Raw genomic sequence first — 22,836 nt, 5'->3', positions numbered from 1 at the left:
GTGAAGGTCCCATACGAGGATGCCGTCAGCGGCGCCTGGGAAATGCTCGGGAAATGAGCCAGCCTTCGACAATGCCAGCCAAGAAGACGCCGCCGAACATCACGGCCTTCTTCGCACCGGGTGGCACCATCGACAGCAGGTCGAGCGTCGAATCGAACGCGGGTTCCTGGGCAGGAGACTGCCGAGTCGGGCGTGCGGGTGCACCGGCGGCGACTGCTGCGGAGGCCTGCGGTAGCGGACCGGATTGCAGAAGTGCCGCAACATTGTTGGCGAACTGCTCCATGAGCTTGTTCGAGACTGCGACGATCGCGCCCTTGCCGAACGCGACGATCTTGCCGCTCAGCACGAGATCGGTATCGACCCGCAATTCGGATCCGCCGTCGACTTCGATGACCGCAAGTTCGACGTGTGCCTGCGCGTCCCCGCCGCCATGCGAGTCGACACCCTTGGCGTCCAACACGATGCGCCACCGATCCTCGTCGGTCGTCACGAACCGCAATCTCCCGTCGTATGCGGCGGAGATGGGCCCCACGCGGACTTTGATGCTGCCCGAGTACGCGTCGCCGTCCCGGCCGGCCAACGTGGCCCCGGGCACGCAGACCGCAATCCGCTCGACGTCCTGGATGAGCGCGAAGACCTCGCCCGGTGCGGCGGGGATGGCCACGGTGTTGTGCAATTTCACTTCGCTCGCCGATCTTCGGGGGTGGTCGGTTCGACGTCGGCTTCGCGGGCCGTCCGCCGGCGCGCGGCGCACGAAGCGATGCTGTCCACGATGCCCTGGTAGCCCGTACACCGACACAGATTGGACGCCACGACTTCGCGAATCTGCGCACGGCTGGGATCGGGGACGTCGTCGAGGAATCCCTGAGCGAGCATGAGGAATCCGGGGGTACAGAAGCCGCACTGCAATCCATGGTTGTCCGTGAAGGCCTGCTGCAGATCGCTCAGCCTGCCGTCGGCCCCGGCAAGGGATTCGACGGTGCGGATCTCCCTGCCCTCGGCTTGTACGGCGAACATCAGGCACGCCCGCGTCGGCGCCCCGTCGATCAACACCGTGCATGCGCCGCACACACCGTGCTCACAGCCGACATGCGTGCCGGTCAAACCGATGTCATGGCGCAGTGCGTCGACGAGTGTGCGGCGCGGTTCGACGATCAGCTCGTGCTCGACACCGTTGACGGTCAGCTCGATCAGTATGCGCTCAGTCATCGGCAACCCTCGTTGTCATCGTGATGCGGGAGAGGGCAGCGGCGACAGCGTGAACGGAAATGGGGGTGTCGTTGAGTTCGATGCCCGTGTCGCGCAACCCGTCGTTGACGGCATTGAGTATCGCCGCGGGCGCGCCGATGGTGCCGCCCTCGCCGGCGCCCTTGGCGCCGGATTCGGTGAACAGACATGGCGTTTCCAGGTGTGCGATGCCGATGTCGGGAATTTCGCATGCCGTAGGTACTCGATAGTCGATGAAACTGGCCACCAGCGGTTGACCGGTGGAGTCGTAGGTGACCTCTTCGAAGAGGGCACCGGCAATGCCTTGCGCGATGCCGCCGCGGGCTTGGCCCTCAACCACGGTGGGGTTGATCGCCACGCCGCAGTCCTCCACACAGAAGTACCTGAGTATCTTCACATCGCCGGTGCCCTCGAACAATTCGACCACAGCACCGTGAGTGGCATTCGAGAACGTCCCGTCACCGGCGGCGTCGAAACTCGCCGATGCCCGCAGGCCCGGCTCGACGCCCTTGGGCATGAGGTGGGCCTTTGCGTAGGCGACGTCGGCGAGCTGAGGATAGGACAGCGACACCGAAGGATCGTCGACGCGGTGAACTCGTCCGGCACCGAGCTCGACGTTCTCGAGGTGGGTGTCGAGAAGATGGGCTGCGATGTCACGGAGTTTATCTCCGAGCTTGACCGCGGCGAGCGCGACAGCGCTCCCACCAATCGTGATGGATCGGCTGGCGAAACTACCGAATCCATAGACGATTCGGTCGGTATCGCCCTGATGGATCTTGACCTGCTCGATGTCGAGGCCAAGCTTGTCGGCGACGATCTGCGCCATCGTCGTCTCATGGCTCTGCCCGTGGCTGAGGGTCCCGGTGGTGACCACGACGGTCCCGTCCAGGTCCATCGTGATGTCCGATATGTCGAACCCGGTGACGACGTCCATTTTCCTCGCCGCAAATGCCGCCGAACCGTAACCCGTCCGCTCGTTGAAGCACGAGAATCCAATTCCTATGTGCCGATTGGGTTCTCGGTCGCGAAGATCGAACCAGCCTTCACGGCGTAGCGTCTCCTCGCAGAGATTCAATGATTCGAGGTACGAACCGGGGTCGTAGGTGACGTTGTTGACTCCGGTGTAGGGGAACGCGGTGATGAGGTTTCTCCGCCTGATCTCGACGGAATCCACCGCAAGTTCGCGGGCCGCGCGCTCCATCAACCGTTCGACGACCATCACGAACTGGGGCCTGCTCACTCCTCGGTACGGTGCCGAGGGCGCCTTGTTCGACGCGATGGCGCGTCCCCGCACGCGATAGTCGGGCAGTTTGTAGACCCCGGGCAGCTCCGACGACGCCATCAGCGGTTCAATCGCGGCGGTGAACGGATAGCACGAGTAGGCACCCATGTCGCAGATGACATCGGCATCGATGGCCAGCAGCCTGCCCTCGTCATCGAAGGCCGCCTTGACGTCGTAGCGTTGTTCACGAGCCAGGAACGATGCCGTCAACGCGTCTCGTCGGTCTTCGATCCACTTGACGGGTTTGCGTAAGCGGAATGCTGCCGCCGCAACGGCGATCTCCTCGCGGCCGACCACACACTTGATCCCGAACCCACCGCCCATATCGGGCACGATCACCCTGACTTTGTGTTCGTCGAGTCCCAGCGACCTGGCCGTAACCGTGCGGACCAAGTGTGGCACCTGCGTGCAGGTGTACATGACGAGTTGCTCGTCGCGTTCATCCCAGTAGGCCAGGGCGCCTCGGGTTTCGATCGGGAGTGCGTTCTGCCGCCCGGTCTGGCTGCGCACCGTCACCACGACGGCGGCTGACTCGAAGGCTTCGTCGGTGCCCTCGGTGTCGAACAGGGACACGTCGACGAGGGTGTTGCGGGTGGCCCCGTCGTGCACGAGCGGTGCGCCGTCGCAGAGTGCCTCGTCGATCGTTGTCACGGCGACGCCCGGCTCGTATTGGACGGTGACGGCTTCGATGGCGTCCTCGGCGAGGTACTGGTCGGTGGCCACGACGATGGCCAGCGGCTCTCCCACGAAGCGGACCACCCTGTCGGCGAGAATCGGCATCTCCGTAGGGACGAACTCGGCCAATGGCCGGTCGAGAGTGGCGACGATGCCCCGCAGCCCGAGGTCATCGGCGCCCCACGCGGCCCGCACACCTTTGATCGACTGTGCCGCACTGAGGTTGAGGGAACTGACCGTACCGGCGGCGATGGTGGATCGAACGAACTGGGCGTGCAGCAATCCGGGGAGGGAGATGTCGTCGACGAAACGACCGGAGCCCGTCAACAGACGTGGATCCTCGCGGCGACGGATCGAGGATCCCACCCAGGAACCGCCGCGCGCGAGCAGATGGTCGCGTCCACCGGCGTGCGCCGCCATCAGGCCGCCACGCTCTCATGGGCTGCCGCCCGAAGCAAGGCGGTGACGAGGAGGTGATGAGTGAGGCCGCGCAGGTAATCCGTTCCGCCGGGTGCGTCTACCTCGTCGAACTCCAACGCGGAGACGGTATCGGTGGCGCAGCGCTCGGCAAGGTCGACGGTCATCGGCCCGGCCGAATCCAGGAACGCCCGCGCCGTCGCGGAAACGATCGGTATGGGCGACACACCGCCGAGTGCGACGCGACCCGAGACCACCTCACCGTCGGTCACATCGAGATCCGCAGCCACCGCCACGACCGCGAAATCGCCATGACGCTGCGCATATTCGGTCAACACCGCATGCGGGGCAGGGCGGGGGAAGCGCACCGCGACGATCATCTCGTCGTATTCGAGTGCGGTGGTGTACAGGCCGAAGAAGAATTCCGAGGCGGCGATCGTTCGTTCTCCGCGTGTCGATGCGACGACGATTTCGGCGTCCAGCAGAACGGTTAGCAGACACCATTCGGCAGTGGCATCCGCATGCGCGATGCTGCCCCCGATGGTTCCCCGCGTCCGAATCGGCAGGTGTCCGACCCACTGCATCGCATCGCTGATCACGGCGTAGCCTTCGGAAAGTACAGGCTTGAAGGTGCGTTCGATGTCGTAGTGCGTGGTGAGGGCGCCGATCGTCAGTGTCTGGTCCCGATCGACGTAGCGTAGGTCGGTGATGCCGGAGACGTCGATCAAACTCGTCGGCCGTGCCAGCCGGAAGTTCATCATGGCCACCAGCGATTGCCCACCGGCGATGATCTTCGCGTCTTCCCCCAACTCTGCCAGCAGATCGACCGCCTGCGCGACGCTGTGCGCTCGATGGTACTGAAAGGCGGCAGGTTTCATGCACCACTCCGCACGTCAGGGGGAGGGGCGACCTCTGGCCTTGCCCTGATGGGCTCCAATGTGTCCAGTTCACGCCCCTTGGTTTCGGGTGCTCCAACGCTCATCCATGCTACGGCGACCACCACCGCGCCGCCGATGATGGCGAAGGTCATCGGCAGACCGAAGTTCGGCCACAGCAGCGTGCCGAACAAGAGCGGTACGAAGCCCGAGGCCACCCGGCTCACCGAAGACGCCCAGCCGAATCCGCTGGCGCGCATGGGCGTCGGGTACAGCTCCGACACATACGCATACAGCACCGGAATGGTCAGCTGGATGACGAAGCCGAAGATCGCCAGGAACAGCAGCGGTGCCGTGTCCAGGGGCAACGTCAGACCGAAGAACACCAGCGCCAACGCTGCCACCGGACCGGACACACCGATCACCCATTTGCGGCCGACCTTTTCGCACAGCCATGCCGAGACCAGGACACCGATGATGCCCACTCCCGTCATCAACGTCGTTCCGGCGAACGCGGCGTAGCTGCCGTACCCGCTCTGGCGAAGGATGGACGGCATCCAGCTCAGCGCCCCGTAGTAGAGCAGCATGATGGTGATGAACAGCGCCCACGCGGTGCTGGTGATCCGGGGACTGAACCGCCAGATGTCACGCAGTTGCGCCGCCGCGCTGACCAGCGTCATCTTCGCCACCACTTCAGGAGCGCTGAACCCGTATGGGGTCGGCGGGGTGCCCGTCCTGGCGACCAGGTCGTCGACGATCACCCGCGCCTCCTCCTGCCGACCGGTCCGGGCCAGATAAATCGGCGATTCCGGAATCGACCGACGCGCCCAGAACAGCAGGAGTGCGGGCAACACCATGAAGGTCAACATGATTCGCCAGCGAAGATCGGGATCGACCGGAACCAGCAGCGTTGCGACCAGTCCGCACAACGTTCCTCCGATCGGCCACCACACATCCATCGCCGCCAACACCCGGCCCCGCAACCGGGCCGGAGAGAACTCGCTGACGATCGCATAATCGACGGGGATGCAACCACCGAGCCCGAAACCGGCGAGGAAGCGGAGCAGCAGGAAGACCCAATAGGAGGGTGACAGCGCCGCCAGAACGGAGAACACCGCGAAGATCAGCATGGTGATGCTGAACGCCTTCTTCCGGCCGACTTTGTCGGCGACTGTTCCCCAGGACACGGCTCCGATCGCCATGCCGATCAGGTTCGCGGTGGCCACCAGGCCGCGCTCGCCGAGACCCAATCCCCAGAAATCGCCGACCAGTGGCGTGAGGAACCCGTTCAACACCACATCCCAGGCGTCGAACATGTAGCCCAGTCCGCCGATGATGAACACCCGCCCCTGAACATTCCAACGCCAGGGCAGTTGTTGGACGACTTGCTCAGCTGTCTGCATCACGGGCCTCGCTATATCGATCCGGCGAGAGCCCGGCGAACGCTCGCCAGAGCCGGGGCCGGGTTGTCCCAGAACAACATATGGCCGGCATCGGGAACGGACTCCAGATTGGCCTGCGGGTTGGTCGATCGTGCCAGCTCGACGCCATCCGATGTCACCACAGGACTGTCGGCGCCGTAGATCATGGTGGTCGCTTCGGTCAGTTTGGGCCAGACGTCGAAGAAATCGTCGGTCTCGAAACCTCGGTGGGTCTGCGAAACGGCGTCGACATCGCAACTGGACAGCCAGTGCGCCCGAAGCCGTTGCTCGGACTCCGGCCACCGTGGCCACGACTTCGCGACCTCGGCGGTTGTCGTCCCGGCGCGAGCCTCGGAAAGCTGGGCGAGGAACGTCTCGAGCGTGGTCGGATATGGGCCGCGGCCGGGGCCACTCATCGGCGGATCGCCCAACAGCAGCGAACGCACCGGCACGCGTCCCCGGGCAGCGACCACGGCCGCGATACGGGCGCCCATCGAGTGGCCCAGGATGATGACGTCGCGCAGGGCGAGATCGGTGACGATGGCTTCGACATCCTCGGCGTAGTCGTCGAGTGTGTAGGACGCGGCGGAATCGGAAAGTCCACGCCCGCGGATGTCCACCACATACGGATGAACGATGTCGGTGAGCTCCGTGGCCACGAAGTCCATCGTGATGGCGGGGCTGGTGATGCCCGGCAGGATCAGAAGTGGAGGTGCCGCCGGTGCGGCGTCGTAGTCCAGCACATGCAGGGCAACCGAATTGGCGATGACCCAGCGGCTGGTCGCAGGCACGGTCGCGAGATCGGCCAGCGCTTCTTGGGTCAGATATCGACGGTCCACGTAGGTCCTAACCGTTGGCGGCCGCAGTGGCCGATTGGAGGTACTCGATTGCACTTGCGAGATCGACCACGTCGCCATATTTGGCGTCGATGTCGAACAGATTTGCCAGATGCGGACCTTCGGCTCGGTCACCGACACAGTCACTGACCACCATGACGCCGAACCCGTATTGGACCGCATCGACCGCGGTTGCGCGGACACATCCGCTGGTGGTGGCACCACACACGATGACGGTGTCTCTGTGCAGACTGGTGAGCAGCGCCGCGAGATGGGTACCGAAGTACGCCGAAGCGCCCTTCTTGACGATGATCTCGTCGGCTTCGGTCACCGTCAGTCGGGGATCGATCGTGGCCGCGTCCGAGCCTGCGCGCATGGCGCGCATACCGGGGGCCTTGTCCAACCAGGCGATCGACGCGCCATCGGCCTCGGCCGGGGTGTAGGCGATCACCGTGTAGATCACCGGAATGCCGGCCGAACGGGCTGTCGTGCAGAGCCTTTCAGTGCCGATCACCACATCGGTGAGGTCGGACCCGGTCGGATAATCGGATTGAGTGAATCCGCACGTGAGGTCCACGACGACAACCGCCGGTCGATCGCCTCGGCGGGCGGGCGATCCGAAGCCCGCGGTGTCGTACACCCGGTCGGTGTCGCGGCCCCAATGTGTTCGGCGCGTCACGTCATCTCCGTTTCCCGGCGGCAAACCGTCGCTGCTCATTTCGCGAAGGGGTAGGTGAACGCGGGGAGGTCGGCGTCCTTGAGCGGTGTCCCACTCCAGAGCCAGTCGTAGGACACGTCCGACTCGCCATCGAAATTGCGGAGCTTCTCGTCCCGAAGCTGTTGTTGAGGCCCGTCGGGTAGGTGGTAGAGAGACATGTTCTCCAACGATGCGTCCTGCACCATCCCGGCATGCTTGGCCCGGCGGGCGACGTAACGCATCAGCGCGGAATCGATGTCCCGGCGGGATACTTCGGCCAGCTCCTCGGCGAGGACCGCGGCGTCCTCCATCGCCTGCGAGGCCCCCTGCGCCTGGTAGGGGAGCATCGCATGGCAGGCATCGCCCAGCAGTGCAACCCGGCCGTCGACCCACACCGGGTCCCGCCGGCGCCGGTACATCGCCCACACGGAAGCATTGCCCTCCGCCTTCGACAACATTGCGGGTACCCGGTCGTCCCAGCCGGGGAAGGCGTCGGTGAGATCGTGCACGGACGCCGGGCCGGACCACTCCTGCTCGATCTTGGCACTGCACGGCACGATGGCGACGACGTTGAGGTACTCGCCTCCACGGATCATGTAGTGCACCAGATGGCGGTCCGGGCCATACCAGATCGTGCTCTGAAATCGGTCCACCAGCCAGCGGGTAGCGGGATCGGCGGCGATCTTGTCGCCGGGAATCAAGGCGCGGTAAGCCATTTCGCCCGAGAACTCGAGGGTGTCGACGAACCCGACGGCGTCCCGCACCGCGGAGCGGATGCCGTCCGCCCCGATGATCACGTCGGCATCGAAACGGCGCCCTTCGGAGGTCACGGCGGCAGGCCGCTCAGGCGTCGATTGATCGATGTCGACGACGGCGGCGTTGGTGTGTATCCGTACCACCGGACCTGGGTCGGACTCGACGCACGCGTCCAGCAACACCCGGTGCAGGTCTGCCCGATGGTAGTGCCAATAGGGCGCGTTGTAGTCGCGGATGCATCGTGACCCCAGTGACGTCACGGCGATGATGCTGCCGTCCTTCCATCGCCTGCGCACCTGGTCCTGCGGCTCGGTGTGGATTCTCTCCAGCTGCTTGCGCAGTCCCAGCCCGATGAGGACACGGCTTGCGTTCGGAGCGGTCTGGATGCCGGCCCCTACTTCTCCCAACTCGGGAGACTTTTCCAAAACCGTGACGCTGAACCCTTTTTGACGCAGCGCCAGAGCGGCGGTCAGGCCGCCCAGGCCTGCTCCGACCACGACGACTTCGAACGACTGACCGATTCTCACCATGGGTCCTCTCCTGGAGACGACATGCAACCGGGCTCGGACGCAAACCCGATGCCGCTACGCACCACGAATACCCGGGTCGCGACAAGCCGCTGACCCGAACCTGCACTATCGGAAATTAATCCGAACACGGACGATATCTGAAGTCAAGACCCCTGCACCGATTTTCGGGACAGAGATTCGGTGAGCTCGGCTCGTTACCGGGTCAGGCAGCGGTCACGAAATGGGGGCGATCGATTCCCAATGCTCGGCCAGTTCGCCCAGCAGTGCGATCAGCGAAGCGCGTTCGGCCGGTGTCTTTCCGGCCAGGAGTTGCTCGTCGAGTTCCCGTGTCCGGCGGTTGGCCGCGCGAAAAACCTTCTCGCCCTTGGTGGTGAGAAAAAGAAGTTTCCTGCGGCCATCGCGTGGATCGCTTTGGCGCTCCACCAGCTCGCGCTCCTCCAACCGACGGACCACATCCGCCATGGTCGAACGATCCACCGAGACCGAGGAGGCCAGTGACCCCTGATCTTGACCGGGATGGCGAAACACGGTGTTCAACACTGCGAACTGGGGGCCGGTGAGCGTGCTGTCGACGTGCCGAACCCAGGACGCGAGGTAAGCCTGGTGGAGTCTGCGCGCCAGGTAGCCGGGTGCTTGCGCCAACTCCGGAGGTGTGGCCGGAGAGGCGGAAGAGGGGACCGACCGAGCGGCGTCGGCAACGGATCGACTGTTGGCCACGTCGCCCATGATAGTGCTTCCCGGCTGCGGCGATGAGGCCCATGTCCGGCGGATGCGATATGCCGAGGCGGTAGCCGGAGGTGACAAATTTCCGGCAATGCCTTGACGGAACGGGGGCGCCAAGCGAATAGTCAGTGTTCGGACTAATTCGGCAGGTGCGCTCGGTCGACTACCCCCTGCCTGTTTCGAAGACCAGGAGGAGATGCCCCGTGGATCAGAACCAGCTGAACGACATCTTTCTGCGCCAGCTGACCTTGAGTGCAGTGCGCGAGGGCGAGACGGTCTCGGTACTCACCCGCGGTGGCGAACGTAATGACTATGCTGATGCCGCGCTGTGGGCGGCAGGGAAACTGGGCGCCAGCGCTTTTCACCTTCGGCTTCCGCCCGCTCAGTCGGCAAGCGGCGCCTGGTCCGTCGGAGAATCCGGGCTCGGTACCAATCCCGTTGCGGTCGAGGCACTCAAGCAGAGTGACATGTTGGTGGATCTGACCTTCCTGCTGTTCAGTAAAGAGCAGTTCGCCATACAAGATGCTCAGACGCGCATACTCACCGTGGTGGAACCGGCACCCTTACTGGCGCGGTTGATGCCTACCCGCGAGCTTCGCGAACGTGTAGAAGTGGGCGCAGAGTTGCTCGCCAAGGCGCAGACGATGAGAATCACCAGCCCCGCGGGCACTGATGTGGTGTACCAATTGGGGGTGTATCCCACCATCAGCGAGTACGGATACACCGACACCCCGGGACGATGGGACCACTGGCCGGCCGCCTTCGTCTTCAGCGGCGGCGCCGACGACGGCGTGGACGGAACCATCGTCCTCGCGCCCGGCGATGTCCTGCTGCCCTTCAACACCTATGTGCAGACAGAAGTGACCTTGACCATCGAGAACGGGTTGATCACCGACATCCGCGGCGGTCTGGACGCAAGCCTGTTGTCCTCCTACATCGAGTCGTTCGACGATCCACGTGGATACGGGATGTCCCACGTCGGTTGGGGTCTCGACGAGCGCGCACACTGGCACGGCCTCACCCAGTTCCCCGGCGGGATGGGGATGGAGCTGCGCTCGTTCTACGGCAACGTGATGTTCTCGATCGGGCCCAACAACGAACTCGGTGGCCCCAACGACACGCCGTGTCACTTCGACATACCAATGCGCGGCTGCACGCTCTATCTCGACGACGAGCCGATCGTCCGCGACGGCGACGTGGTGGTCGACGACATGAAGCCGGCCGCGCGTCGGTGACACATCAGCCAGCATTCACACCGGAAGGAAGTCGCGCATGACCGACTATCACGTCGGATTGATCGTCCCCAGTTCCAATCTCACGATGGAGACCGAGCTTCCGCGCATGCTGGCCGCGCGGGAGCGCCTGCTTCCGAATGAGCGCTTCGTCTTCCACTCCAGCCGGATGCGCATGCAGCACGTCACTCCTGAGCAGTTGCGGGCCATGAATGCGCAAACCGAGCGCTCCGCCGCAGAACTGGCGGACGCCGATCCCGACGTGGTTGCCTCGGCGTGCCTGGTTGCCATCATGGCCCAGGGCCCGAAGTTTCATTGCACCGCCGAAGCCGACATCGCCCGCGGGCTCGCCGCGGGAGGCTCCGCCGCACCGGTTGTTTCGAGTGCGGGAGCACTACTGAACGGAATCCAGGCGCTGGGGGCACGCCGCGTCGCGATCATCACTCCGTACCTGAAGCCGCTGACGAAGATGGTGGCCCACTACATCGAGGATGCAGGCACCGAGGTCGTCGATGCGCTCAGCCTGGAAGTCTCCGACAACCTCGCCGTCGCCCGGCTCGATCCCACTGATCTTCAATCTCATTGGCGCAAACTCGCTCTGCGAGGCGCGGACGCGATCGTGCTGTCCGCCTGTGTCCAGATGCCGTCGCTGGAAGCGATCGACGTGGTGGAGAAGGAGGCCGGCCTGCCCGTGTTGTCGGCCGCGACCGCGACGACCTACACCATTCTCGACACGCTCGGTCTGGCCACGGTGGTCCCGCAGGCCGGCCGACTGCTCAGCGGTGATTCCGCTCGGCCAGGCAACGAGGCTCGCGAGCAGATCGACGACAACGTCTATGAAGGCAGCCCCAGGTAGTCCATCCCGGCCCGGATCAGCGCCTCCCGGCCGGGCCCGTGTTGGACGGCGAAGCGTGCCGGATCGGCTTCGGCCATGTCGAACGGATAGTCGCTGCCGCACACCACGCGCTGCGGCCCCGCAAGCTCGCACAGCAGCCTGAGTTGGTGAGGATCGTGGGTCACGGTGTCGAAGAACAGTTCGGCGAACGGCTCCTGCGGTGGCCGGGTCGTCGCGCGACGGACGTCGGCGCGGTTGGTCCATGCGTGGGTCCACCGGCCGAGAAGCCCTGGCGCGCAACCACCGCCGTGCACGAAGCAGATCCGCAGCCCGGGTAGTGCGTCCTTGATGCCGCTGAGGATGAGAGAGGCCACGGCGGTGGCGGATTCGACAGGGTTGCCGATCAGGTTGGTCAGGTAGTACTCGGCCCATTCCGGCCGCGGCAGTTGCATCGGATGGACCAGTACCGCCAGATCCAGCCGGACCGCCTCACGCAGCACGTGGTGCAGCGCCGACCCGTCGAGCGATTGACCGCCGGCGAGCGGGGGGATCGCGATGCCGGCGATGCCTTCGGTCTGTGCGAGTGCCTCCATCTGGACGCTTGCCGCCGCAGGGTCGGCAACGGTGACCATCCCCAGCCCGACTAACGCACCGCCGCTGTCGGCGACCACATCGGCCAGGGCCTCATTGAAGCTGGTGACGTAGGCGTCGGCGCCGGATTCGAGGGGGAACGCGAACGGCGGCGCGGACAGCACCCGGACACCGACCTCGGCGCGGCGCATATTGTCGCGGATCGCCGAGACGTCGCTCATCGAGCTGGTCGCAATCGACAGCGGGAGGTCGCCGAGATAGAGCTGGCCGTCGCGGTCGTGCATCCCGCCGTGCGGGCCGCCGCCGGGCAGCTCGAACAGGTTGCGGGGCAGCCAGTGTGCGTGCACATCGATGATGCCGGGTGCCGGCGGTCGGGTGATCATGGCGTGGTGTTTCCTATCGGCAGGGCGGCGTTGGCGCTGTCGAGATGTTCGACGGTGGTGAAGATCAGGTCATTGTCGCCGATGTTCTCGATGTCGTGCAGCAGGTATTCGCCTGGCCCGAAATGGAAGTGGCGAGTTTCCCCGTCTTGGTAGGACACTTCGCGGGTGGTGCCGTCATGGGTGTGCTGGCGGCTGCTGCCGGCGTTGATCGCGGTCCAGAAATAGTCCAGCACGTGCCGGTGGGCGTGCCAGCGTTCTCCCGGGGCCAACCGGATCTCCCACACCCGCACGCGGGAATCCTCACTCAGCAGTCGGGATCCGACCTCGCCGTCGTGGGCGTGTTCGCGGAACTCGTCCTTGAGCCAGTCCGGCCAGCTGTCGAAGCCGGAGGCGACGAGCTCGCCGGCCAGCGGCAGGTCGGTGAGGAAATTGTTGTCGGTCATCGGTTTTCCTTTCCAGAAAGCGGTAGGTCAGCGTCCCGGCCCGTACAGGCCGAAGCGCAGGTCGGGGTCGCCAGGTGTCCAGGTGTTGGTGACCTGGGAGCGTTCGCCCATCGAAATGACCCGGCGCAACAGCGAATCGCTGAGTTGCAGTTGCGCCGGTTCCCATTTGGTGAGGGCGGCGACGATGTCACCGCCGGCGTCGCTGAGCGCGGCGGCCAGTGCCCAGCCGTCGGCGGCAGCCTTGGCGGTGCCCGCCGCGGCGTGCGGGCGGGCGGCGCAGGCGGCGTCACCGATCAACGCCACCCGGCCCTGTGCCATCCTGGTCGATCGGACATCGGAAAGCACCTGCAGATAGGGAGTTTCGGCGGCGGTCACCACTTCGGCGATCGCGGGCGCCAGCGTATCGGCGGCAGCTTGTTTCATCTCCGCCACGTAGCGATCCTGAACCTGTCCCGGGTGCACGGACACCGAGCCGGTGAAGCCGCGCTTGTCGATGAGCATCTCAGTGAGATCCGGACCGGCCGCGACGTTGCGGTACCAGACGTAGTTCATCAGACGCTGGTCGAGACCGAGACCGTTCTCGCCGGGGATGGGGTACATCGTGATGTGTGAGTGGGGGATCACGTCGTAGGTGATGGCATCGTGCAAGACCGCCTGGGTGGCGGGATCGAGATCGCGCAGCGCCACGGTGCCGCGCCAACCGATGTAACCGGCATACCGCAGGGTGGCGTCGGCGTCGAAGCGCTGTCGGGCCGCCGAGGTCACGCCGTCGGCGAAGACGACCAGGTCGGCGGATTCTATTCTGCCGCTCACGAATCGGACGGTGGCACCGTGCTCGTCCTGGCTGAATCCGCAGGCGAACTCGCCGTAGTGGTAGTGCTCGCTGCCGAAGTCGGCGAGCAGCGCCCGGTAGAACGTGCCCCACGACGTGTAGGTCCAGGTGCACTGTTCGCGGTAGAGCACGTCACCGGACCGGTCGAGGTATTGCACGTAGTTGGTCGCGGTGCTCAGGTCGGCGATGTCCTGGCCGCTGCGCTCGGTGAACCAGCGGGTGGTATCGGGTTGCAGGACGATGCCGCTGCCGCGGCCGTCGAGCGCGGTCGGTGTGCGTTCGTAGACGTCGACGGTGAACCCGAGGTCGCGCAGCAGCAGCGCGGCCGTGAGGCCACCGATCGAACCGCCGACCACGATCGCCGACGCTCCGGTGTAATCGGTCATGACGGGCTCTTCTCGGTCTGGTGGGTGGACGGGTCATGGCTGGGGTCGGTCGGCAGCGGCTGGCCGCGGGTCTCCGCGGCGAACGCGAGACCGACGACGGCGATCAGGCCGAGGGCAGCCACCCACGCCGTCGCCAGGCCGAGATTGCCGCCGAACCAGGAGGTGGCGATCGCACCCGCGGTGAGCGGACCCAGCGCGGTGACATACCGTCCGACGCTGTTGCACACCGCAAGAGCGGTGGCCCGCACGCTCGGCGGAAACAGTTCGGGGGCGTAGATGAACGTCCCGGACAGGGAACCGAACAACCCGAACCCGAGCAGCGGCATCGCGATGAGGAACTCGGTGTAGCCACGGTCGAACGGGAAGGTCCACGCGACGACGACGGCCGACACCGCGAAGCTCATCAGAAACGCCCTGCGACGCCCGATCGCATCGGCCAGGAAGCCCCACGAGGCGTAACCGATGATGCCGCCGGCGTTGAACAGCATCGCGGCCATCGCCACCCGATGATCTGCGACGTCGCGGGGTAAACCTTCAGCCGCGGTCAGCTGACGCAGGATCTGGGGGTACCAGGTGGTGACGCTCCAGAAGGAGATCAGCGCGCCGGTCGCGAGCGCCGTACACACCAGCATGGGCCGTAGCAGCGGTGGTTCGAATAACCTGCGCAGGACGAACCGATCCGCAGCGGTATTGGTGCCCAGCCGCTTCCGTTCGCGACGCGCCTTCATGTGCGTTTCGATCTCGGGCGGCTCAGGCACGTAGCGGCGGATGAACCACACCAACAGTGCGGGCAGACCGGCCAGGAACAGCATTGGCCGCCAGCCGTGGCTGCCCAGCAGCGCGTAGGCCACGGCCGCTGCGAAAAACCCGCCGGCGTATCCCGACATCATGATTCCGCAGGCGCGGGCGCGGTGCCGGTTGCGCCAGGTCTCGGCGATCAGCGCTGCCCCGACGGGTGCCTCGACGCCCGAGCCCAGGCCGGCGACGAAGCGCAAAATGCCCAGCTGCCACCAGTTGTCGGAGAATGCGGCGAGCGCGCTGAACACCGCGTAGGTCAAGATGCCCACCGAGAGCACCCTGGTGCGTCCGAAGTAGTCGGCGAGCAGCCCGAACAGGATGCCGCCGGTGGCCCAGCCGATGAGGAACAGCGCGACGGTCAGCCCGCCGTAGTAACCGATGGCGGCCGGGGCGACCTGGACTCCGCTGTTGGGCAACAACTCGGTCATCGCCGGTCCGAGGACCAGGATGTACAGGCTGCCTGCGAAGCCGTCCAGACCCCACCCCAGGGTGGTGCCTGCCAGCACCAGCCACTGGGTCCGGGTGATCTCGGTGCGCCATCCACTGGATGTGCCACCTGACATGGGAGGTGCCTTTCGTTGGGGCGCTGATGAACTCATCAGTTCAACCGGCCCTGGTCGTGGCCGCCGTACCAGTCGACGGGTTCGGTGGCGGTCCGCACCACGACGGTCTTGATCCAGGAGAAGTCGTCGAAGGACTCGACGCCTGCGTCCTTGCCAATCCCGGATTCCTTGACGCCGCCCCAGGGCAGCGACGGTTCGAGCCGGTGGTGGTCGTTGATCCAGACCATGCCGGCGACGATGCGCGACGCCACGCGGTGGGCCCGCCCGATGTCGAGGGTCCAGACGCCCGCACCCAGGCCGTACCGGTTGTCGTTGGCCATCCGGATCGCGTCGTCCTCGTTGCCGAACGGGATCACCACCGCGACCGGTCCGAAGATCTCCTGCTGAGCGACGGTCATGTCGATGGCGGCATCGGCGAGCACCGTGGGTTGCAGAAAGAAACCCTCCTGCAACGGTTTCGGCAGCTCGGGTACCGCTCCGCCGGCGGCAAGGCGGGCGCCTTCGGCGATACCGGTGGCGATCAGGTCGCGTACCTTGCCGCGCTGTCGGGCGCTGATCAGCGGTCCCATCTGGGTGTCGGGAAGGCTGGGGTCGCCGATCCGGATGGACCGCGCCCGGTCGGACAATGCGGTGACGAACGCGTCGTAGATCCCGCGCTGCACCAGGAAACGTGAACCGGCGACACAGGATTGACCGGCGGCGACGAAGGCGGCGAACGCAGCGCCCTCGGCGGCGTGCACCGGGTCCACGTCGTCGAAGACGATCACCGGTGTCTTGCCGCCGAGTTCGGCTGTCACCCTGGCGAATCGGGCCGCGGTGGCTTGCGCCGCCGCCCGGCCCGCCTCGGTCCCGCCGGTCAAGGTGATCTTGGCGACGTCGGGGTGCTGGGTCAACCGGGCACCGGCCTCGCGGGCACCGGTCACCACGTTGACCACGCCGTCGGGCAACCCGGCCTCGGCCATGATGTCGGCCAGTGCGAGCGTGGTCAACGGCGTCAGCTCAGACGGTTTGACGACCACGGTGTTGCCGTTGGCCAGCGCCGCGGACACACTGCGGGCCAAGATGAGCAGGGGATGATTGAACGGGGTGATGATGCCGCACACCCCCAGCGGAAGTCGTTGCTGGTAGGTCAGATACGGGCCGTCGCCGGGCAGCACGGCCTGACGCTGCGCCGCGAGCAGGCCGGCGTTGTAGCGGAACCATTCCGGCACCCGCGACAGCTGGGCACGGGTCTCGGTGATCGGTCGGCCATTGTTGAGGGCCTCGAGGGTGTACAGCCGCTCGGAGGCGGCCTCGATCGCGTCGGCGATGCGCAGCAGCAGTCGCGCCCGCTCGCTGCGCACCATCGTCGGCCACGGCCCGCTCTGGAACGCGGTCAACGCGGTGGCGACCGCCGCATCGATCCCGGCGGCCCCATGTTCTGGCACGGTCTGGATCGGGGCGCCGGTCGCGGGGTTGATGATGGCGCGCCCGGTCGGCGTCGAGGGAACCTCGTCCTGTCTGGTGATGTCGGTGACGGTGTCGGTCATGCAATGAGTGTCGTCACACCGCGAACGCACCTCAATGTCAACGGCAACACCATTTACGAAATGTTGTGTGCCTACGAACACCCGGGTGGCATTGTGTGCGTATGACAGGAGCGAGTTCTGGTGGCAGGCCCGGTTCGGAGCTTCTGACGTGGCTGGGCGCGCTGCGCGAACTCAGTGCGGTCTCGACGTCGGCGACCGATCTGCGTCACGTCCTCAATCTGGTCGCCGACACCGCCCGCACCCTGCTCGGATTCGACTTCGTGGGGGTCCTGACACCCGACGCGCCCGAGGCGAACCTGCTCATCACCGGCTGGAGCGGGCTGTCGGCTGAATACGTCGCCCGCGTCAACACCGATCGGCCGATCGGGCTGGACAGCGGGTCACCGTCGAGTCGGGCCTTCCGCGGCGGTCAGCCGGTCGCGCTGCGCGACATCACCCACGAGCCGGAGTTCGGGCCGTGGGGCGGCGTCGCCGGGGAGCAGGGTTACCGGGCCATCGTCTGCGTTCCGCTGGTGGCCGGCGACGATGTGCTCGGCACCCTGAACGGCTATTACACGCCCGTGCACACCTTCACCGGGTTCGAGATCGAGCGGCTCACGCTGCTCGCCAACCACGCGGCCATCGCGCTGACCTCGGCCAGCAGGCTCGACCAACTCCGGCAGCTCAACGAGTCGTTGCGTGCCCAACGTGACGTGTTGACCCGTTCGGAGCAGATCCACGACCGCCTCCTTGCCGTCACGCTGCGATCCGGCGGGCTCAGCGGGATCGCCGCGGTGCTCACCGAACTGATCGCCCGGCCGGTACTCATCGACGACACCCGGCACGTCGTGCTGGCGACGGCCGGGGACGCGGGCGAGTTGCCGGATGCGCAGTGGCGGGCGCGCGCGGTCGTGGAACCGTCGGAAGGGTCAGCGCCGGTACTGGTGAACCCCCACGATGACGACGCCGATGACGACGGCGCAGCGCGGTTCTTCGTTGCCGTGGCCCGGCTCGGTGACGACGTCGCGGCCCGAATCTGGTTCCCGCACCGTGATTCTGCGCTGGACCCGGTCGGTGTGCGCGCGGTCGAGCACGCGTCGATCGTCATCTCCCTGGAGTTGTTGCGGATGCGTACCGCGGCCGAGGTCGAACACCGGCTGCGCGGTGAGCTGCTCGCCGATCTTCTCGGAAGTGGGCCGGTGCTGTCGGAGCAGTTGCTGCAGCGGGCGCAACGGCTCGGCCACAATCTGACCCGACCGCACACCGCGATCGTCGGCGCCCTGACCGATGGGGCAGAGCCGGTCGACAACCGCGTCTATCAACGGGCGCTGTCGCTGGTCTCCGAACTCGTGACACCACACCGGCCCCGCCCGCTGGCGGCCATGCACCGCGGCAACATCGTCACAATGTGGCCCGCCGAAGATGGGCACGAGGCCCAGTCCCGGGACTCCGCGGCCGCGTTGGTGCAACGCGCGATGGCCGCGGCCTCGACGGCCGCCACCGCGACGGTGACGGTGTCGCCGCGCAGTGCCCTGAGCTACGGCGAGGCCTACCGGACCGCCAAGGGCGCCCTCGACATCGCGGTGCGGTCGGGACGGACGAACACTGTTGTGCAACTGGAGGATCTGGGCGTGCTGGGACTGCTGCTGCAGCTCGACGACGCCGCGCAATTGGCGGCGTTCGCCGACCGCGCGCTGGGCCCGCTGCTGGCCTACGACGACGCCCATCACACCGACCTCGTCGGCACCTTGCGCACCTACTTCGCCTGCAAGCTCGACCGTGCCGCGACGGCCGCCGCCCTGCACGTGCATCCCAACACCGTCACGCAGCGCCTGCGTCGCATCGAGACGCTGTGCGACGTCGATCTCACGGACCCGTCCGTGGCCGTGCACTTCAGTGCCGCGCTGACGGTGCAGGACGTGGCGTCCGTCGGCGAGTAGCGTCGAGCACACATTATTGCGGAATTTATGTGCTGACTGACATTGGTCGGGATCGTCGGGGCCGCCCACACTTGTAGGGTCAGACACCACGGAGAGGCCGCACATGCCCGCAGCGCACGAAAGCATGGGCCGGCCCGTCAGCCGTGTCGAAGGGGCGGAGAAGGTGACGGGCCGGGCCCGCTACACCGCCGACGTCGTGGTGCCCGGACTGGTCCACGCGGTCCTGGTGCAAGCCGAGATCCCACACGGGCACGTCACCGAGGAGTCCCTGCGCGCCGGCGCCGACCGCGCCGGGAGGGCGCCCGGGGTGCTGCACGTGCTGACGCCGCTGAATTGCCCTGAACTACAACGATTGCCCGCGGAGTTGACCTTCGATCTGCCGCTGGAACGGCGCCCACCGCTATCGGATCTGACCGTCCAACACGTGGGCCAGCACCTGGCTCTGGTGGTCGCCGACTCGTTCGAAAACGCCACCGACGCGGCGTCGTTGTTCACTCTGGACTACCAGAGCACACCGGCCCAGTTGACCGCGCGAGCCGTGCTCGACCAACCGCAGGCGCCCGACGAGAAAGATGGACAGATCCGGCACGGCAGTTACCTGCCCGATCACTTCGTGAAGCTGGAAGAGGAGAAGCTGCAGGACCGGCGCGGCACTGCACCACATGGGGAAACCGCGGTGAACCGCGTCGACGCGCACTACACGACGCCGATGAATGCCCATTACCCGATCGAACTGTCGGCCACGATCGCGCAGTGGGACGGTGACCAGCTGACCATCCATGACAGCACCCGGTGGATCGCCGGCGAGCGGACCGCGCTGGCCGCCTATCTCGGCATACCGGAGGAGCACGTGCGCGTCCTGTCGCCGTTGGTGGGCGGCGCCTTCGGCTCGAAAAGCTTCCTGTGGATGCACGTGGTGTTGTGTGCCGTCGCCGCCCGGGCCGTGGACAGGCCCGTCAAACTGGTGCTCACCCGCGATCAGATGTTCACCTCGACCGGTCACCGGCCGCGCACCGAGCAGGACATCACGTTGATCGCCGACGCGGACGGCCAGATCTGCAGCACCGAGCACCACACCCTGACCGAGACTTCGACCGTCGCCCACTTCTGCGAACCTGCAGGGCTTTCCACCCGGATCCTGTACCACTCGCCGCACCTGGTGGTGTCGCACCGGGCGGCCCGCATCCATGCGCCCACCCCGTGCTTCATGCGCGGCCCCGGTGAGGCGCCGGGCCTGTTCGCCCTCGAGGTCGCCGTCGACGAACTCGCCGAGCAGGTCGGTGCCGATCCACTCCAGCTGCGGATCCGCAATCACACTGATCTCGATCAGGCCAGTGGCAAGCCCTGGTCCGGCAAGCATCTGCTGGAGTGCTACGAGCAGGGTGCACGCCGCTTCGGCTGGCAGGACCGTCCCACCGCACCCCGCTCGATGCCACGCAACGGCGTTCAGGTCGGCTGGGGGCTGGCCACCGCCACCTACCCCGGGCGCCGGATGCCGGCCGGCTGCCGCGTCGTCACCCACGCCGATGGTTCCGTCCAATTCTCCTCGGCCACACATGAAATCGGCACCGGTGTGCGCACCGTGATGACTCAGGTCGCCGCCGATGTCACCGGTCTTCCGCTGGACCGGGTGAGCTTCCTGTCCGGCGACTCGCACTTCCCCGCGGCGCCCTACAGCGGCGCCTCGCAGACCACAGCCACCGTCGGCTCCGCCGTCTTCGCCGCCGCCACCGAATGGAAACGCCGATTCGCCGCGCTGACCGAAGACCCGGACACGGCTGGCGAATACCAGGAACAACTGAGCTTTGACACCAGTAGCGACGCGGGGGATCAGAGTGCACACGCCTTCCAGTCCTTCGGTGCGCACTTCTGCGAGGTCGAGGTCGACGAACAGCTCGGGCGGGTCAGCGTCATCCGCTGGGTGGCGGTCATGGACTGCGGCCGCGTGCTCAACCCGAAGCTGGCCCGCAGCCAGGTGATGGGCGGTATCACGTTCGGGCTCGGCATGGCTCTGCTCGAACAGATTCCGCACGATGAAGCGACCGCGCTGCCCCTCGGCGAGTACTACGTCCCCACCCATGCCGACCGGCCCGAATTCGATGTCTCTTTCGTCGATCATCCCGACTACGCGCTCGACCCGATCGGCGTGCGCGGCATCGGTGAGATCGGCAGCTGCGGGGTTCCCGCCGCCATCGCCAACGCCATCCACCACGCCACCGGTAAGCGACTGCGCGCCCTCCCAATCACCCTGGAGAACCTGATGGCCTCGTACCCGCCCGCGAAAGACGAATCATGATGCACCCCATAGAGCTACGAATCAACGGCGAGGTCCGCCAGATCACGATCGACGTCAGGTCCACGCTGCTCGACGTCCTCCGGGAGGGATTGCACCTGACGGGCACCAAGAAAGGCTGCGATCACGGTCTGTGTGGCGCCTGTACGGTGTCCCTGAACGGCGAGCGGGTGCTCAGCTGCCTGACGTTGGCCGCCTCCGTCGACGGATCCGAGGTCCTCACCATCGAAGGGGTCGCCGGCGACGCGGACCTGCATCCGGTCCAGCAGGCTTTCCTCGACTGCGACGGATTCCAATGCGGTTACTGCACACCCGGGCAGATCTCGTCGGCCCACGCGATGCTTGAGGAGTACCGGCGCGGCGACCTGAGCACCGCCACCTTCGACGGCACCCGTGACGACGTGATCACCGGCTGCCCACGGCTGACCAGAGCCGAGATCCGGGAACGCATGGCCGGCAACATCTGCCGCTGCGGCGCGTACGCCAACATCGTCGAGGCCATCGAAGCCGTCGTGGAAAGCCGTCACTCGTGAAAACCTTCGACTTCACCCACGCCACCTCCGTCGAGGACGCCATCGACGCGGCCACTGCCGGAGCGACCTACCTCGCCGGCGGCACGAACCTCATCGACCTGATGAAAAGCGGTGTCGAACAGCCCTCGGCTCTGATCGACCTGCGACGCCTCGGCCTGACCTCGATCACCTCGACCCCGGCGCGCGGGGTGTTCATCGAGGCCGGCGTGACCAACACCGCGCTGGCCAACCACCGCCTCATCCGTACCCAATACCCGGTGTTGTCGCACGCGATCCTCAGCGGGGCCACCACGCAGCTGCGCAACATGGCCACCACCGGCGGAAACCTGTTGCAGCGCACCCGATGCCCGTACTTCATGCAACCTGCCTTCTCGGCGTGCAACAAGCGCAACCCGGGAAGCGGATGTGCCGCGCTCCACGGATTCAACCGGGAGCACGCCATCTTCGGCGCCAGCGAAGAGTGCGTGGCGGTCCATCCGTCGGATATGGCGGTGGCATTGGCGATTCTGAATGCCGTCGTACACGTGCAGCACCCGGACGGGCGACGCAGCATTCCGATCGGCCAGTTCTTCGCGCTGCCCGGCCAGACCCCGGCCGTCGACAACACGTTGCAACCCCACGATCTGATCGTCGGGATCGAGTTGCCACCGTCGAAGTTCTTCAACCACTCCTGGTACCTCAAGGTCCGCGACCGCCACAGCTACGCCTTCGCGCTCGTGTCCGTCGCGGCCGGGCTGCAGATCGACGACGATGTGATCACCGCGGCGGCCCTCGCGATGGGCGGCGTGGCGGCCACCCCGTGGCGGCTTCACGACGCGGAGGCCAGCCTCATCGGTAAACGGCCCACCGCAGTGGCGTTCGATGCCGCGGCGCAGCTCGCGATGACCGACGCCCGACCCCTCGCCCAAAACGGATTCAAAGTCGACCTGGGCCGCCACAGTGTCGTCCGCGCGCTGAGGCTGGCCGCCGTCGACCGGGATGCCCAGGTGGCCGGCCCGCCGTCCTGAGCCAGGCTGCTGACGAAATCGCCGGCCCGGACGTGCGGTGCGCGGATTTTCCG

20 protein-coding genes are annotated in these 22,836 nt (G+C 66.2%); 6 read left to right on the top strand and 14 right to left on the bottom strand.

Going from position 1 to position 22,836, the window contains the following annotated elements; all coding sequences use genetic code 11:
- Positions 1-25: 25 nt before the first annotated feature.
- The 9 genes from M1247_RS35105 to M1247_RS35065 all read right to left on the bottom strand — a co-directional run bounded on the left by M1247_RS35105 (position 26) and on the right by M1247_RS35065 (position 9,433).
- On the bottom strand, positions 26-682 hold the full coding sequence (locus M1247_RS35105; RefSeq protein ID WP_317161072.1) for an SRPBCC family protein: 657 nt from the start codon (positions 680-682) through the stop codon (positions 26-28).
- Complete coding sequence (locus M1247_RS35100; RefSeq protein WP_317161071.1) at positions 679-1,209, bottom strand: (2Fe-2S)-binding protein; 531 nt, start codon at positions 1,207-1,209, stop codon at positions 679-681. The genes M1247_RS35105 and M1247_RS35100 overlap by 4 nt, the downstream gene beginning before the upstream one ends.
- Positions 1,202-3,604, bottom strand: coding sequence for a xanthine dehydrogenase family protein molybdopterin-binding subunit (locus M1247_RS35095; RefSeq protein WP_317161070.1), 2,403 nt, complete (start codon positions 3,602-3,604; stop codon positions 1,202-1,204). Before M1247_RS35095 ends, M1247_RS35100 begins: the two co-directional genes overlap by 8 nt.
- On the bottom strand, positions 3,604-4,479 hold the full coding sequence (locus M1247_RS35090) for an FAD binding domain-containing protein (RefSeq protein WP_317161069.1): 876 nt from the start codon (positions 4,477-4,479) through the stop codon (positions 3,604-3,606). Before M1247_RS35090 ends, M1247_RS35095 begins: the two co-directional genes overlap by 1 nt.
- Positions 4,476-5,879, bottom strand: coding sequence for an MFS transporter (locus tag M1247_RS35085; RefSeq protein ID WP_317161068.1), 1,404 nt, complete (start codon positions 5,877-5,879; stop codon positions 4,476-4,478). The genes M1247_RS35090 and M1247_RS35085 overlap by 4 nt, the downstream gene beginning before the upstream one ends.
- Positions 5,880-5,890: 11 nt before the next feature.
- Positions 5,891-6,736, bottom strand: a complete 846-nt coding sequence (locus M1247_RS35080) for an alpha/beta fold hydrolase (RefSeq protein ID WP_317161067.1) — start codon at positions 6,734-6,736, stop codon at positions 5,891-5,893.
- Between the two features lie 7 nt (positions 6,737-6,743).
- Entirely contained in the window at positions 6,744-7,412 is a 669-nt protein-coding gene (locus M1247_RS35075; RefSeq protein ID WP_317161066.1) for an isochorismatase family protein, read from the bottom strand.
- Between the two features lie 35 nt (positions 7,413-7,447).
- A complete protein-coding gene (locus tag M1247_RS35070) occupies positions 7,448-8,716 on the bottom strand; it encodes an FAD-dependent oxidoreductase (protein WP_317161065.1) in 1,269 nt (422 codons plus the stop codon).
- Between the two features lie 213 nt (positions 8,717-8,929).
- Entirely contained in the window at positions 8,930-9,433 is a 504-nt protein-coding gene (locus M1247_RS35065; RefSeq protein ID WP_317161064.1) for a MarR family winged helix-turn-helix transcriptional regulator, read from the bottom strand.
- A gap of 209 nt (positions 9,434-9,642) precedes the next feature.
- Between M1247_RS35065 and M1247_RS35060 the strand changes: the two genes are divergently transcribed.
- Positions 9,643-10,674 carry a 2,5-dihydroxypyridine 5,6-dioxygenase NicX family protein gene (locus M1247_RS35060; protein ID WP_317161063.1) on the top strand — a complete coding sequence of 344 codons (1,032 nt, stop codon included), beginning with the start codon at positions 9,643-9,645 and terminating at the stop codon, positions 10,672-10,674.
- A 37-nt stretch (positions 10,675-10,711) separates the two neighbouring features.
- Positions 10,712-11,527 (top strand): maleate cis-trans isomerase family protein, encoded by an 816-nt coding sequence (locus M1247_RS35055; RefSeq protein WP_317161062.1) that lies wholly within the window; start codon positions 10,712-10,714, stop codon positions 11,525-11,527.
- On the opposite strand, the gene M1247_RS35050 is transcribed toward M1247_RS35055, so the two are convergent.
- The 5 genes from M1247_RS35050 to M1247_RS35030 are packed head-to-tail and all read right to left on the bottom strand — an operon-like array spanning position 11,506 to position 17,031.
- Positions 11,506-12,480 (bottom strand): amidohydrolase family protein, encoded by a 975-nt coding sequence (locus M1247_RS35050; RefSeq protein WP_317161061.1) that lies wholly within the window; start codon positions 12,478-12,480, stop codon positions 11,506-11,508. The two genes, M1247_RS35055 and M1247_RS35050, sit on opposite strands and share 22 nt — an antisense overlap.
- Positions 12,477-12,923, bottom strand: coding sequence for a cupin domain-containing protein (locus tag M1247_RS35045; protein ID WP_317161060.1), 447 nt, complete (start codon positions 12,921-12,923; stop codon positions 12,477-12,479). The genes M1247_RS35050 and M1247_RS35045 overlap by 4 nt, the downstream gene beginning before the upstream one ends.
- A 27-nt stretch (positions 12,924-12,950) precedes the next feature.
- Positions 12,951-14,141 (bottom strand): FAD binding domain-containing protein, encoded by a 1,191-nt coding sequence (locus tag M1247_RS35040; RefSeq protein ID WP_317161059.1) that lies wholly within the window; start codon positions 14,139-14,141, stop codon positions 12,951-12,953.
- Positions 14,138-15,502 (bottom strand): MFS transporter, encoded by a 1,365-nt coding sequence (locus M1247_RS35035; protein WP_317161058.1) that lies wholly within the window; start codon positions 15,500-15,502, stop codon positions 14,138-14,140. Before M1247_RS35035 ends, M1247_RS35040 begins: the two co-directional genes overlap by 4 nt.
- A 35-nt stretch (positions 15,503-15,537) precedes the next feature.
- Positions 15,538-17,031, bottom strand: coding sequence for an aldehyde dehydrogenase (locus M1247_RS35030; RefSeq protein ID WP_317161057.1), 1,494 nt, complete (start codon positions 17,029-17,031; stop codon positions 15,538-15,540).
- A 101-nt stretch (positions 17,032-17,132) separates the two neighbouring features.
- On the opposite strand from M1247_RS35030, the gene M1247_RS35025 reads away from it, so the two are divergent.
- From M1247_RS35025 to M1247_RS35010, 4 genes are all read left to right on the top strand, one after another.
- A complete protein-coding gene (locus M1247_RS35025) occupies positions 17,133-18,950 on the top strand; it encodes a helix-turn-helix domain-containing protein (protein ID WP_317161056.1) in 1,818 nt (605 codons plus the stop codon).
- Positions 18,951-19,053: 103 nt separating this feature from the next.
- Positions 19,054-21,246 (top strand): xanthine dehydrogenase family protein molybdopterin-binding subunit, encoded by a 2,193-nt coding sequence (locus M1247_RS35020; protein ID WP_317161055.1) that lies wholly within the window; start codon positions 19,054-19,056, stop codon positions 21,244-21,246.
- The gene (locus M1247_RS35015) at positions 21,246-21,776 is read left to right on the top strand and encodes a (2Fe-2S)-binding protein (RefSeq protein WP_317161094.1); all 531 of its coding nucleotides are present in this window, start codon (positions 21,246-21,248) and stop codon (positions 21,774-21,776) included. Before M1247_RS35020 ends, M1247_RS35015 begins: the two co-directional genes overlap by 1 nt.
- Positions 21,773-22,783, top strand: coding sequence for an FAD binding domain-containing protein (locus M1247_RS35010; protein ID WP_317161054.1), 1,011 nt, complete (start codon positions 21,773-21,775; stop codon positions 22,781-22,783). Before M1247_RS35015 ends, M1247_RS35010 begins: the two co-directional genes overlap by 4 nt.
- Positions 22,784-22,836: the final 53 nt, after the last annotated feature.

The organism is Mycobacterium appelbergii (assembly GCF_032883035.1).
Lineage (GTDB): Bacteria > Actinomycetota > Actinomycetes > Mycobacteriales > Mycobacteriaceae > Mycobacterium > Mycobacterium appelbergii.
The sequence above is the reverse complement of the archived record's forward strand: the minus strand, read 5'-3'. Positions and strand labels throughout refer to the sequence as shown.

Bases quoted from the DNA above. Each gene is read 5' to 3' on its own strand.
- M1247_RS35100 (WP_317161071.1), bottom strand. From the start codon at position 1,209: ATGACTGAGCGCATACTGATCGAGCTGACCGTCAACGGTGTCGAGCAC.
- M1247_RS35095 (WP_317161070.1), bottom strand. From the start codon at position 3,604: ATGGCGGCGCACGCCGGTGGACGCGACCATCTGCTCGCGCGCGGCGGT.
- M1247_RS35090 (WP_317161069.1), bottom strand. From the start codon at position 4,479: ATGAAACCTGCCGCCTTTCAGTACCATCGAGCGCACAGCGTCGCGCAG.
- M1247_RS35085 (WP_317161068.1), bottom strand. From the start codon at position 5,879: ATGCAGACAGCTGAGCAAGTCGTCCAACAACTGCCCTGGCGTTGGAAT.
- M1247_RS35070 (WP_317161065.1), bottom strand. From the start codon at position 8,716: ATGGTGAGAATCGGTCAGTCGTTCGAAGTCGTCGTGGTCGGAGCAGGC.
- M1247_RS35055 (WP_317161062.1), top strand. From the start codon at position 10,712: ATGACCGACTATCACGTCGGATTGATCGTCCCCAGTTCCAATCTCACG.
- M1247_RS35050 (WP_317161061.1), bottom strand. From the start codon at position 12,480: ATGATCACCCGACCGCCGGCACCCGGCATCATCGATGTGCACGCACAC.
- M1247_RS35045 (WP_317161060.1), bottom strand. From the start codon at position 12,923: ATGACCGACAACAATTTCCTCACCGACCTGCCGCTGGCCGGCGAGCTC.
- M1247_RS35040 (WP_317161059.1), bottom strand. From the start codon at position 14,141: ATGACCGATTACACCGGAGCGTCGGCGATCGTGGTCGGCGGTTCGATC.
- M1247_RS35035 (WP_317161058.1), bottom strand. From the start codon at position 15,502: ATGTCAGGTGGCACATCCAGTGGATGGCGCACCGAGATCACCCGGACC.
- M1247_RS35030 (WP_317161057.1), bottom strand. From the start codon at position 17,031: ATGACCGACACCGTCACCGACATCACCAGACAGGACGAGGTTCCCTCG.
- M1247_RS35025 (WP_317161056.1), top strand. From the start codon at position 17,133: ATGACAGGAGCGAGTTCTGGTGGCAGGCCCGGTTCGGAGCTTCTGACG.
- M1247_RS35020 (WP_317161055.1), top strand. From the start codon at position 19,054: ATGCCCGCAGCGCACGAAAGCATGGGCCGGCCCGTCAGCCGTGTCGAA.
- M1247_RS35015 (WP_317161094.1), top strand. From the start codon at position 21,246: ATGCACCCCATAGAGCTACGAATCAACGGCGAGGTCCGCCAGATCACG.